Raw genomic sequence first — 12,775 nt, forward strand, 5'->3', positions numbered from 1 at the left:
ATTTATCCAAGTCTATCGACTGATTGTTGATATTTTTAAGTAGATTATTTTGCAAATGTTATAAGGTTTTAAGACCTTTGTTTTCCAGACACTGTTTGTTTGAAATACCGTTTGTTTGAGACACTGACTTTTCAAGACCCTCATTTTCAAAATTATAGAGTTACATTGCTAAAATTTAGGCTGATACATACTTGAGAGATTTATATAAAATAGGAGCGCAAATAAATGCGATTGACCAATTATAGCGATTATGCACTGCGCTCATTGATTTACTTGGCGGTGAGACCAGAGCCGCCATTACTCGCAAATATCAGTGGTATTGCCGACAGTTATGGCATTTCTAAAAGTCATTTGACCAAGATTATTCATCAGTTGGGTCAGCTTGGTTATATAGAAAGTGTGCGTGGTAAAAATGGCGGTATACGTTTGGCTCGTGCGCCAAAAGACATCAATTTGGGTGTATTAATTAAACAAATAGAGCCAGACTTTGATTTGGTCGAATGCTTTGCGACACCCGCGAATGATAAGGGTAGTGATGGTCGACAGACTGGTTTGCCTATTACGCTTATTGATGAAACGACAAATAACGCTAGAGGCTGTGTCATTAGCCCAGCATGCCAACTAAAAAGTGTATTCTTTGAAGCATTAACGGCATTTATTAACGTCCTTGAGCGCTATACCTTGGCAGATATCATCAATAACGAAGATGAGCTAGCGTCTTTATTGTTTCGTTAATAACTTTTGATGTTGATGGCGTCATTGCAAAAAAGGGAGCGACCATCTTGGTCACTCCCTTTGTTATACTTCTAATGTGAGGTTATACGGTCAATTAAGCTTTTTCTAATTTTGGACGGGCTTTATCAATGGCTTTTAATAGCGCCACTTCAAACTCACCGTCATTGAATGTCACTAAATAGGAATGTGCAGCGCAGAAATTACGCACATCGCGCCATTCATGTGCCAAATTGCTTGCCCAATCGCAATATTGCTTGCCTGCATCGGGCTCATTTTTTAGCGCTTTTTTGGTCGTTGGGTGTAGTATCAGTTCGGGTAATATCGCCTCTAATAACTTCATCGGTGGACTCATAAAGGTATCATCGACGTGCAAGCTTTGACTGGCAGGATGATAGGCTAATAGTGAGCCTGCATGAATCATCTCATTGGGTGAGATATAGTGGATGCCTTGTGACATTGAGAACTTAAGCTCAGGGTAACGCTTGGCGACCGCATCGCTTTCAACCAAGTCATCTGCCCATTTTACTTCAGGTACTTTTTTATGGTGGCGGCTACTGCCATAAAAGGTCGCCTGCGGGAAGTCTTTTGCCATTTGTGCACAGTGCACCGTATGGAATGGGTGGACGTTCAGTACTGCTTCGACATCTTGACCATTATTGGTTAATGCCATCACCTCATCGCGTACGTCACCAGTCAATGAATAGCTATCCAAAAATATAAACTTTCCTGAATTTAACTGTATAAGTGAGCAGTGAGTGCCAATGTTTAGAACACCGCCAATGCGAAAAGATCCGCGTATATTCCAAAATCCTGCCCCTAAATCATGAATTTTATCGGTCATTGAAATTATTCCTTAGTGTTTTTATTCGAGTTTTTTAATGTCTTAGTAATTTTAATAATAAATATTTCTCATCAATAGATGACAACTTATTATAAATGACCTCTTATTATGGTGAGTCATGTACCTAAAGTCTGTTATAAAAAAGATGTTGATCGTTAGGTTCAGTGTATAACGTTAAAGTCTGATATAAGCCTATATTAACCGAGGGTCATTGTCATTCATAGCTTATAATTTATAGATTATTATTTAATGAATCTGTATAATCACTATCACTATCGCTATTTAATTTGTATTTGAAGGTTGAGTCATGAGATTTTTTGGAAAAATGAGCGCATCAGCGGTTATGGCAACGATGTTATTAGCAGGTTGCTCAAGCCTAAACAATGATAACAGCGTCACTAAAATGGACACTATCCAAGCTGCTCAAACAGCACCAGTCCCACAAGTGGGTTTTCGTTTCAGCACTACTGAGAATTTTGATCTTGCCAATCAAAACAAACTTTCTTGGCGTGTGTTTTATGACAAACCCTCTACAGGTGCAGATGCTACTTGGTTTGACGCCGTAAAACATGGTGATCTAGCCACGGTCAAATACATGGTTGATAATGGTCAAGACTTAGAAGTTAAGGACACAGGTAGCCTTAATCAAACGGCGTTAGGCTGGGCTGCCTTTATCGGCTATGAAGATATGGTCGATTACTTAGTCAGTAAAGGCGCTGATATCTATGCTAAAGATGACGGTGATGTGTATAACGTCATGAAATCTGCTGTACTGGGAAAAAATACCAATATTGTCAAAAAAGTACATACGTTATTGAATGAAAAAGCGCCTGTGGACTTAAATGATCAGACGGTAGAAAGTGATGGTGAAACCTTGATTATGGTTGCAGCTAGTAATAATCGCCTTGAAACTGTCAAATATTTATTGGCGCAAGGTGCTAATCCAAATCTAGTGGCAACGACCAAAGACAAAAAAATGGGCTCGTATAATCAAGGTGCCTATTCATATGCGTGTTCGCGAGATTTGGTTGATATGCAAAAGCTATTAGCCGCCAATGGTGCTGTGAATCATCGCACTGGCAAAGCGAGCTGTGAATAATTGTGTTAATGACTTTACAAAAAAGGCTGCCATTTCGGTAGCCTTTTTCTATGCTAAGCGCTCCTAAGTCAGAGATTGACCATCAGATTGTTTATCAGTACCTAGTTTATAAGTGCTTTTCTCATGAATGCCTCGTTTATGAGCAGTTTTTATAGTCGTAAGCGGATATACGAGGATTGTTACCATAATTGTCGTTACGACATAAAAACTGATCGAATCGGGTATCGCCATTAATATAGCGATGCATCCAAGCAATACCTGGCTTGCTCAGTAATATCTCATTAAAACGATAACTTGGACAAAAATGGCTACCATTCTTTATCTCAATCTTCATTTTTGCGCCTGTAGCTTTATCATAAAAACGACTGCTGTATTTTTTATTTGAGGCAATACGGTCATTTTGGCAAGTAATGAATAAAGCAGGCGTGTTCATTTCGCCATACTCTTTATCATGATAGGGCGTTTGCGCAATAATCGCTCGAACCGTCTGACGTTTTGTCGCTAGCTGGAGCGCACCGCCGCCGCCCATTGACCAGCCAATAGCACCCAAGCGCGTACTATCTATCTGAGCGCCTACCGTATTGTCACGAAGCATATGATCGAGCGCGGCACTTAACTGCGCCGCACGGCTCTCTGGGTCATCATAAATGGAGTTGGTATCGATGGTAATAACCACAAATCCCCAAGATGCCAAACGCGGCCCCCACCATTTAATAGAAGATTCGTAGGACACATAACCGGGTATCACTGCGATTCCGCCTAACAGACCACAGCCGTCTGCGTTGGTTGGATAATAAATGGTTCCGCCGCCAAAGCCGTTGGCTAACTGACGAGGAACGGGTTTTTTGGCCACCGAAAAAGGCCCCTTATCACGCGTATCTGACAGATTAGCCGCTGTAATAATACTGTCGGCGATACAGTTTGATGGCACGGCTGGTGTTGATACAGGCGATGTTATTGCAACCGCTGACGCTATCGGGGTTGATACTATTTTGGTCGATTGCTCTTTAATTGTGAGCTTGTTCGTTGCGGCTACTTCGTCTAACGTAACTGCCGACGCACTTATAGAAAAAACTAGGGCACCTATAGCGACAATCCATTGCGAATAAAAAGGGTATTTGGGCATGATAGAGAGTCTGTTATAGGTGAGTTGGATTTTGTCGCAGGTTATATTTTGTGGATATAAGTTTTTGTGAATTGCATTTATATATAATAGATCAAAATAATAGTAGACAGTAATCTGCTTGCTGTCAAAAATATACGTCACCTACGCAGTATATAAATCAGCAGTTTTTAGTGTTCAACAGACCCTAAGCATCAATAAAGCAATACCGATAACACACCGAAACCAGAGTCTGGTATTTGGTGTGCTAAAATCATACATGACGCCTATCCCTAGCATCAGCCATTATTTACATTATTATTTTTGTCATTATTTCAGCTATTATCGTCCTATTTCTATTACTCACGCCAGATCATCCGCGTCCAACATAGCCTGTATCCCTGTGAAAAATACCATCAGTAAACCCCAGAATAATATGCCAGAACCTATATCTACACCAATCAATAATGCGACATCGTGGGTCTTAAAACTCACCATTGGCTTGATTGGGATGTTTGCTTTTTTGCAAGTGTATTCTATTCAGGCCATTTTGCCCGTATTAATGGTAGACCTGTCTGCAACTGAGGTGCAAGCTGGTATGATCGTCGGTGCAACGGTGATGGCGATTGCTATTATGTCGCCATTCTTGGGCATGCTGTCTGACGCTGTGGGGCGTAAATCCTTTGTCGTTGGCGCGTTATTATTTTTAGCGATACCAACTGCTTTAATTGCCCAAAGTCCGAGTATTGGTTGGATGGGCATGTGGCGGTTTATGCAAGGGTTGTCTGTACCGGGCATTACCGTGGTGACGATAGCTTATATCGGTGAAGAGTTTGAGGGACGCGCTGTCACGGAACTGATGTCGTTCTATGTCTCAGGCTCGGTACTTGGCGGCTTTATGGGGCGATTTTTACTTGGGCACTTGCACGAGCTTATCGGCTGGCGTGCAGGCTATTATGTGATGGCAGCGATGACCCTTATCGGTGCGCTGTGGGTCGGCAAGATGCTACCATCGTCACAGCAGTTTGTGGCCAATCCGAATTTTCGTTCCGCGATGCAGACGCTCGGTGAGCATTTAACCAATCGTTATGTGGTGACGGCGTGTCTGCTAGGAGCGTGTGTTTTATTTTCACTCGTGGGTTGTTTTACCTTTATCAATCTACATCTTGCTAAGACGCCATATGAGTTGAGTACGGGTGCGCTTGCCAATATTTTTGCCGTTTATTTGATAGGCGTTGTTATTACGCCATTGTCGACGACCTTGCTACGTCGCTTTGGTTCAGCGCGCACAGTACGTGTGGCTGTTTTCGTTTCTATGATTGGGGTGCTGTTAACACTAGTGACGCCGTTATGGGGCATTATTATTGGTCTTGCTATTATGTCCTCAGGTGTCTTTATCACCCAAGCTGCTACCATCAGTTATATCGCCGTCAATGTTAAAAAAGGGCGCTCATTGGCGTCTGGTTTATATTACATGGGGTATTATGCTGGCGGTACGATGGGTGCGTGGTTATGCGGTATGGCTTATGCGCGCGGGCAGTGGTCGCTCACAGTATGGCTGCTCTTATTTGTACAGATTTTGGCATTACTGGTTGCCAGTTTTGGCATGATTAAAACAAAATCACGTGTGGCTTGATGGCTGTTTTTGAGCAATTTTCATCAAGCTATTGCCTCTTAGGATGTTTACGTAAGGTTGCTTTACATAGCATCTATTTTTTCTTACTATCGATATAGCCTGTTCAATACACCCTAATAATTCTATTAATACTGTTAGCCACTATCAATTTTTAAACAGCCAATTTTTAAATAGCCACTGGTTAAACCGCAATTTTTTATAAATAAAAGCTAAAATAACTAGGGCTGCGTGCCATCAATTATTTATGATTCACCCGCATAATAACTTATCCGCATGACCAACAAGGACGTCACATCTATGTCAAATATTTACCACAGCGCCCCTTCTGCTTACGATTATCCCTTATTAGTTAAGCAGCTATTGAACCGTGCCAAAACGGTGTCGCTAGAGCAAGAAATCGTTTATGCTGACAAAAAACGCCTTACCTATAAAGATTTATTCAATCGTATCAATCGCTTGGCCAATGTCTTAGCAGGTTTAAATCTAGATGCAGGTGATATAGTGGCGGTGATGGATTGGGACAGCCATCGTTATCTGGAGTCGTATTTTGCGGTACCGATGTCAGAGTATATTTTGCAAACCGTTAATATCCGCCTATCGCCAGAAAAAATTCTTTATACCATCAATCATGCTAAGCCGAAAGTGCTGCTGCTCAACTCTGAGTTTGCGCCATTGGTCAAAAGCTATCAGTTTGAAAACTCTAGTATTGAGCACATTATTTGGCTAGATGATGATGGCGTGACATCTGAAGGAGTCTTTGGTGGTAATCAAAACCGAGTAGTGGGTGAGTATGAAGCGTTATTACAAGCTGCCGATAGTGAGTTTGACTTCCCAGATTTTGATGAAAACACCATTGCCACGACGTTTTATACCTCAGGCACGACGGGCGATCCAAAAGGCGTATTTTTTAGCCACCGCCAGTTAGTATTGCATACCCTCACCGAAGCGGCGACACTAGGTATGCTGCCCGACAAGCAAGGCGTCAGTTACGGTGATGTCTATATGCCGATGACGCCGATGTTCCACGTTCATGCATGGGGCTTTCCATTTACCGCGACCATGGCTGGTCTGAAGCAAGTGTATCCAGGACGCTATGCACCAGATGTGTTAATGGATTTGATTATTAATGAAAAAGTCAGTATTACCCATTGTGTCCCAACGATTTTGCAAATGGTGCTCAAAGAAGCGCAAGATCGCGGTGCTAGCTTTAATGGTTTAAAAATGATCATCGGTGGTTCAAGATTGACTGAAGGTCTGGCAAAAACAGCCATGGCACAAGGCATCGAAGTATATACCGGTTATGGTATGTCAGAGACAGCGCCCCTTATTAGCTTGACAGAATTTAGTCTCGACGAGCCTAAAATGAGTGAAGATGAAGATATCGCTCGCCGTTGTATGACTGGTAAGCCCGTACTGATGGTGGATGCTCAAATATGGAGTAGCAATAATGAGTCGGTTGGTACCGGTCAAGACAATACTGGTGAGCTGGTATTACGCGCACCTTGGCTAACGCAAAGCTATCTAAAAAATGACGATGCAGGCAAAGAGCTGTGGGAAAACGGCTATATGCACACCCAAGACATTGCTTATATACGTCCTGATGGTTATATTAGAATTACTGATCGCTTAAAAGACGTCATTAAGTCAGGCGGCGAGTGGATATCGTCATTAGAGATTGAGACGATTTTGTCGTTACATCCAGCGGTCGCTGACGTATCTGTGATTGGGGTACGTGATAAGCAATGGGGTGAGCGTCCATTGGCCTTGATTGTGTTAAAACCTAATGCTCAAGACACGAGCGTTGATGATATCAAAGCCATCGCCGAGAAAGCCGTAGAGCGGGGTATTATTCCGAAATATGGTGTGCCAAGTCAATTTAAGTTCGTCAATGAGCTACCAAAGACTTCTGTTGGTAAACATGACAAAAAAGTGATGCGTGAGATGTATGCTGATCAAACTGAGGTATAGGCTTAAAGTGGCTTAACTATTGAGCAGATAACTGGCTTAGTAGTTGACCTTTATTGTTAGCTCTGCTACATTTTAAACCGATACCTACTAAATCGATACGTAGTGTATCGGTTTTTTGTTCTATTAGAGATAGCTGGCAGGGATAGCCAATCTTTACTATGACATTATTAGACAATATTACATCGTATTACCCATCATTTATGCTAAGGACAGCTATTATGAGCGAGCAAACCGCCACTTCAGTGACCAACCAATCGTCAGACCAAGCTCAGACTTCTCAAGCGTCATCCAATACCACTCAAACTTTTGCTGAAATTTATCACTCTTCTATTGAAAATAAAGAGCAGTTTTGGGCAGAGCAAGCAAAGCGTATCTATTGGCATAAAGAGCCTGAACAAATCCTTGATGACAGCAATCTGCCATTTGCGCAGTGGTATGTCGGTGGCGAGACCAATCTTTGCTATAACTGTGTGGATCGCCATCTTGCAGAGCGCGCAGAACAGGATGCTTTTATCTGGTTATCCTCTGAGATTAACCAAGAGTTAATAGAAACCTTTCCTGCAGTCGTCGATGCGTTTAAAGACTTGGGTAATAACGTTGAGCTTTATACGGACTATACCAAGCGTCGTCTGACCTATAATGACCTATATAAAGAAGTCAATTATTTTGCTGATGTGCTACAGCGTCATGGTATTGGCAAGGGCGATCGCGTTGTCATTTACATGCCGATGATTCTAGAAGCCGCTTATGCCATGTTGGCTTGCGCTCGTATCGGTGCGGTACATTCGGTGGTATTTGGTGGTTTTGCGGCTCATAACTTAGCCATTCGTATGGATGATGCCGAAGCAAAAATGGTCATCACGGTGGATGCAGGTTTGCGCGGTGGTAAAGTTATTAATTATAAAAACCTTGTCAATCAAGGGGTCGAGCAAGCAACAGTTAAGCCCGAACATGTATTGGTTATCAATCGTGGCATTTTACCATTTGAGCCAAAAAATATTGATGTTGATTATGCAACCCAGCGCCGTATCAGCTGTGAAGCCAATGCGATTGTCGAGCCAGTTTGGCTTGAGTCAAATACGCCATCATATTTACTTTATACCTCAGGCACTACGGGTACGCCAAAAGGCGTGCAACGTGATACAGGTGGTCACGCGGTTGCGTTAACGACGTCGATGGACTATATCTACGATGGCAAGGCGGGCGAGACATTTTGGGCGATATCAGATATCGGCTGGGCGGTCGGGCATTCTTACACCATTTACGCACCATTGCTGGCTGGCATGACGAGTGTGATGTATGAAGGTCTGCCGCATCGCCCAAACCCCGGTATTTGGTGGCGAATTGTCGAAGCAAACAAGGTCAATATCTTATTCACGGCACCGACGGGTGTCCGTATGCTGAAAAAACAAGATGAGACATGGATGACGCGCTATGATGTCTCCAGCGTCAAATCCTTCTTTTTGGCAGGTGAACCACTGGATGAATCCACAGCCAATTGGCTGACTAAGCATTTAGGTGTGCCAATTTTAGATCATTATTGGCAAACAGAGTCTGGCTGGCCAATTCTGAGTAACACGCCCAAATTTAATCATAAGCCGCACAAGCAAGGTTCACCCGGTTATCCCATGTATGGTTATGATGCGCATGTCATTAATGAAGAAACAGGCGAACCTTGTAAAGCTGGCGAAAAAGGACTGCTCGCGATTCGTGCACCATTGCCGCCCGGCTGTCTGACCACGGTATGGCGAAATGACGAACGTTTTGTCAGTAGCTATTTTGGTCTGTTTGATGGCAAGCAATACTCAACCTCAGACTATGCCGTGACTGATGAGGAGGGTTATTTTTATATTTTAGGACGAACTGACGATGTGATTAACGTCGCCGGTCATCGTATTGGCACGCAAGAAATTGAAGAAGCGATTAGTACGCATCCAGAGATGGCAGAATGTGCGGTTGTGGGTATTCATGATGAATTGAAAGGAGAGTTGCCGATAGCCTTTTGTGTGCTGAGAGATCATGAACAAGTCACGACCACCGAAAATCGTTTCCGTATTGAGCAGCAGGTCATCGGTGCTGTGGTCAAATCCCTTGGTGGTATCGCAAGGCCAGCGGCAATTTATTTCCCGCAAGCACTACCAAAAACGCGCTCTGGCAAAATCTTACGTCGAGCCATTCGTGCTTTAGCAGAAGGCAACGAAACAGGAGATATGTCAACGCTTGATAATCCAACAGCGATTGACGCGATTAAGCAGTCTATGAAAGACTACTAATACGATGGCGTATTAATTGAAAAAAGCCATCTGACGTTAATATTGAAAAAAGCTCATGCACAATCATGGGCTTTTTTGTTTTTAATTTAAGGCGTCTCCTAATTTTTATCAGCACTTAGTCGCTTTCGCTCAAACTGAAAATATATCTTATATAAAGTTTTTTTCGTTAACATAAACTCAGATAAAATTTTGACAAAGCGCTTGACCCTAAAAATGATTTATTGGTATAGTCAATAACGATACGAAATAAATCATTTTATAAATTATGTTTGATCGATAAAAACTCATCATTTTTTCTCTCTTTTTGAATATTAAGACACCGCTTAAGGGTAGTCTCGCAAACAAGATAAGGATATCTTATGCACCACGTCAAGCAGCTTATCAATGGTCAATTTGTTGATTCTAATACCAGTGAATGGATTGATATCACCGATCCTGCCACGCAAGAAGTCATAGCCAAAGTTCCGCAAACTACTGACAATGAAATAAATCAAGCGGTCGCTGCTGCTCAAGCAGCGTTTCAAACGTGGCGCAAAACGCCCATTACCACACGTGCCCGTATCTTTTTAAAGTATCAGGCGCTGATTCGCGACCACATGGATGAGCTAGCAGAAATCTTGACCGCAGAGCAGGGCAAGACTATTGCTGATGCACGCGGTGATGTATTCCGTGGTTTAGAAGTGGTTGAGCATGCTGCTGGTATTGCCAATTTGCAAATTGGTGACTTCGTTGAGAACGTTGCATCAGGCGTTGATACTTATAGTATTTGGCAGCCATTAGGCGTCTGTGCGGGTATCACGCCATTTAACTTCCCAGCGATGATTCCACTGTGGATGTTCCCAATGGCGATTGCCACGGGCAACACTTTTATCCTAAAACCATCTGAACAAGATCCGATGGTAACCATGCGTTTGGTTGAGCTTGCTGTTGAAGCGGGTGTACCTGAAGGTGTGCTAAACGTCGTACATGGCGGCAAAGCTACCGTTGATGCGATTTGTGATCATCCAGATATTAAGGCAGTTTCTTTCGTTGGTTCGACCAACGTCGGCAAACACGTTTACGAGCGTGCCAGTCAATCAGGTAAACGCGCACAGTGTATGATGGGCGCAAAAAACCATGGCGTTATCTTGCCGGATGCTAATAAAGAGCAAACGCTGAATCAACTAGCAGGCGCGGCATTTGGTGCTGCTGGTCAACGCTGTATGGCGTTATCTGTGGTTGTCCTTGTCGGTGCTGCCGGTGAGTGGATTGATGATATCAAAGCCAAAGCTGAGGGTTTAATCGTCTCAGCTGGTAAGCATGATAAAGATTTGGGTCCCCTTATTTCTCCTGCCGCAAAAGCGCGTGTTGAGCATTTGATTGGTACTGGTGTAGAAGAAGGGGCGAGTTTGATACTGGATGGTCGTGGTATTACAGTTGAAGGTTATGAGAATGGCAATTTTGTTGGCCCAACTATCTTTGATAATGTCACAAGCGATATGCAAATTTATAAAGAAGAAATCTTTGGACCTGTCCTGTGTATCATGCGCGCTAATAGCTTAGATGAAGCGATAGAGATGCTGAATGCCAACCCGCATGGTAACGGTACTGCTATCTTCACTCAGTCAGGGGCTGCAGCGCATAAGTTCCAACAGGATATCCAAGTCGGTCAAATCGGTATTAACTTGCCGATTCCTGTGCCACTACCGATGTTCTCATTCTCAGGCTCACGTGCTAGTAAGCTTGGTGATTTGGGTCCTTATGGTAAGCAAGCGGTGCAATTTTATACCCAAACCAAGACCGTTACGGCGCGCTGGTTTGATGATGAAGCAAGTCGCGGCGTCAATACGACTATTTCAATTTAACGCTGAATCACCTATATTTGCACTGACGACTTAATATACCCTATTCAGCACAAGGATGACCCCATGGATTTTTCATTGACCGATGACCAAATTGCCTTTCGCCAAACGGCCAGACAGTTTGCCCAAAAAGAGCTAAAGCCCAATGCCGCTGAATGGGATCGCACTTCGCATTTCCCAATTGATGTCATCAAAAAATCAGGCGAGCTTGGCTTTTTGGGGTTATATACCAATCCTGAGTATGATGGCTTAGGTCTGCCGCGTTTAGATTCTGCCATGGTTTTTGAGGAGTTGGCATGGGGTGATACCGCAGTAGCTGCTTATATGAGTATTCATAATATGGCAGGCTGGATGATTGGCGAGTTTGGCAGTGATGCATTGTGCAAAAAATATTTACCCAATATGGTCAGCGGTGAATGGCTGGGCAGTTATTGTTTGACCGAGCCTAATGCCGGTTCTGATGCGGCATCACTGCGTACCAAAGCCGATAAGCAAGGCGAGCATTATATACTGACCGGCGAAAAAACCTTTATTTCAGGCGCAGGCTCAACCGATGTGTTAGTGGTTATGGCTCGTACGGGCGCTGCAGGACCCAAAGGCATCTCAGCATTCGTTGTCGATGCCGATAGTGCTGGTATCGAATACGGCAAAAACGAGCATAAAATGGGCTGGAAAGCACAGCCAACGCGGACGATTAGCTTTAAAGACGTCAAAGTGCCAGTAGAAAACCTCATTGGTGAGGAGGGTCAAGGCTTTCGTATTGCTATGAAGGGGCTTGATGGCGGCCGGATTAATATTGGTATCTGTGCAGTAGGAACAGCGCAAGCGGCGCTTGAGACAGCGACCAATTACGTGCAAGAGCGCAGTCAGTTTGGCAGCCCGATTGCCAGCTTACAGTCGGTACAGTTTAAGCTTGCAGATATGTTGACCCAAACCATTACCGCACGGCAAATGCTCTATTTAGCGGCGAATAAAGTCGACAATAATGATGCACAGGCCTCTACTTATTGCGCAATGGCAAAGCGTTTGTCTACTGACTTGTGTTTTGATGTCGCCAATGAAGCCTTACAGCTGCATGGCGGTTATGGTTATCTCAATGAGTATCCGCTTGAGCGCCATGTGCGAGATTTGCGTGTGCATCAAATCTTAGAAGGCACCAATGAGATTATGCGCGTGATTGTCTCACGTCAGCTGCTACAAGACGATGCGTTAAGCCAGTTACGCTAATCATTTTATATGAATAGATAATTTGCCTATTCGAATGTATGGATAACGCAATT

9 protein-coding genes are annotated in these 12,775 nt (G+C 43.5%); 7 read left to right on the forward strand and 2 right to left on the reverse strand.

Annotation, left to right across the window (positions count from 1 at the left end):
- Positions 1–225 precede the first annotated feature (225 nt).
- Entirely contained in the window at positions 226–735 is a 510-nt protein-coding gene (locus tag I3252_RS00220; protein ID WP_045446348.1) for an Rrf2 family transcriptional regulator, read from the forward strand.
- Positions 736–829: 94 nt separating this feature from the next.
- Here the strand turns inward: I3252_RS00220 and I3252_RS00225 are convergent, their stop codons facing one another.
- Complete coding sequence (locus tag I3252_RS00225) at positions 830–1,576, reverse strand: hypothetical protein (RefSeq protein WP_238033843.1); 747 nt, start codon at positions 1,574–1,576, stop codon at positions 830–832.
- Between the two features lie 307 nt (positions 1,577–1,883).
- Here I3252_RS00225 and I3252_RS00230 point away from each other — a divergent pair, with 307 nt between their 5' ends.
- Positions 1,884–2,675 (forward strand): ankyrin repeat domain-containing protein, encoded by a 792-nt coding sequence (locus I3252_RS00230; RefSeq protein ID WP_238033844.1) that lies wholly within the window; start codon positions 1,884–1,886, stop codon positions 2,673–2,675.
- A 136-nt stretch (positions 2,676–2,811) separates the two neighbouring features.
- On the opposite strand, the gene I3252_RS00235 is transcribed toward I3252_RS00230, so the two are convergent.
- Positions 2,812–3,801: a dienelactone hydrolase family protein gene (locus tag I3252_RS00235; protein ID WP_238033845.1), complete on the reverse strand. Its 990-nt coding sequence runs from the start codon at positions 3,799–3,801 to the stop codon at positions 2,812–2,814.
- A gap of 412 nt (positions 3,802–4,213) precedes the next feature.
- On the opposite strand from I3252_RS00235, the gene I3252_RS00240 reads away from it, so the two are divergent.
- From I3252_RS00240 to I3252_RS00260, 5 genes are all read left to right on the forward strand, one after another.
- On the forward strand, positions 4,214–5,413 hold the full coding sequence (locus I3252_RS00240; protein WP_238033846.1) for an MFS transporter: 1,200 nt from the start codon (positions 4,214–4,216) through the stop codon (positions 5,411–5,413).
- A 297-nt stretch (positions 5,414–5,710) separates the two neighbouring features.
- Positions 5,711–7,381, forward strand: a complete 1,671-nt coding sequence (locus I3252_RS00245) for a fatty acid--CoA ligase (protein ID WP_238033847.1) — start codon at positions 5,711–5,713, stop codon at positions 7,379–7,381.
- Positions 7,382–7,599: 218 nt separating this feature from the next.
- Positions 7,600–9,654 (forward strand): propionate--CoA ligase, encoded by a 2,055-nt coding sequence (locus I3252_RS00250; protein WP_238033848.1) that lies wholly within the window; start codon positions 7,600–7,602, stop codon positions 9,652–9,654.
- Between the two features lie 359 nt (positions 9,655–10,013).
- Positions 10,014–11,498 carry a CoA-acylating methylmalonate-semialdehyde dehydrogenase gene (locus I3252_RS00255; protein ID WP_238033849.1) on the forward strand — a complete coding sequence of 495 codons (1,485 nt, stop codon included), beginning with the start codon at positions 10,014–10,016 and terminating at the stop codon, positions 11,496–11,498.
- A 63-nt stretch (positions 11,499–11,561) separates the two neighbouring features.
- Entirely contained in the window at positions 11,562–12,722 is a 1,161-nt protein-coding gene (locus I3252_RS00260; protein WP_238033850.1) for an acyl-CoA dehydrogenase family protein, read from the forward strand.
- The last annotated feature ends 53 nt before the right edge of the window (positions 12,723–12,775 follow it).

The sequence above is a fragment of the Psychrobacter sp. Ps4 genome, assembly GCF_022129285.1.
In the GTDB taxonomy this organism is placed as follows: Bacteria; Pseudomonadota; Gammaproteobacteria; order Pseudomonadales; family Moraxellaceae; genus Psychrobacter; species Psychrobacter immobilis_A.

What these genes read in the sequence shown, in the direction of transcription:
- I3252_RS00220 (WP_045446348.1), top strand. Translation starts at nt 226, where the DNA reads ATGCGATTGACCAATTATAGCGATTATGCACTGCGCTCATTGATTTAC.
- I3252_RS00225 (WP_238033843.1), bottom strand. Translation starts at nt 1,576, where the DNA reads ATGACCGATAAAATTCATGATTTAGGGGCAGGATTTTGGAATATACGC.
- I3252_RS00230 (WP_238033844.1), top strand. Translation starts at nt 1,884, where the DNA reads ATGAGATTTTTTGGAAAAATGAGCGCATCAGCGGTTATGGCAACGATG.
- I3252_RS00235 (WP_238033845.1), bottom strand. Translation starts at nt 3,801, where the DNA reads ATGCCCAAATACCCTTTTTATTCGCAATGGATTGTCGCTATAGGTGCC.
- I3252_RS00240 (WP_238033846.1), top strand. Translation starts at nt 4,214, where the DNA reads ATGCCAGAACCTATATCTACACCAATCAATAATGCGACATCGTGGGTC.
- I3252_RS00245 (WP_238033847.1), top strand. Translation starts at nt 5,711, where the DNA reads ATGTCAAATATTTACCACAGCGCCCCTTCTGCTTACGATTATCCCTTA.
- I3252_RS00250 (WP_238033848.1), top strand. Translation starts at nt 7,600, where the DNA reads ATGAGCGAGCAAACCGCCACTTCAGTGACCAACCAATCGTCAGACCAA.
- I3252_RS00255 (WP_238033849.1), top strand. Translation starts at nt 10,014, where the DNA reads ATGCACCACGTCAAGCAGCTTATCAATGGTCAATTTGTTGATTCTAAT.
- I3252_RS00260 (WP_238033850.1), top strand. Translation starts at nt 11,562, where the DNA reads ATGGATTTTTCATTGACCGATGACCAAATTGCCTTTCGCCAAACGGCC.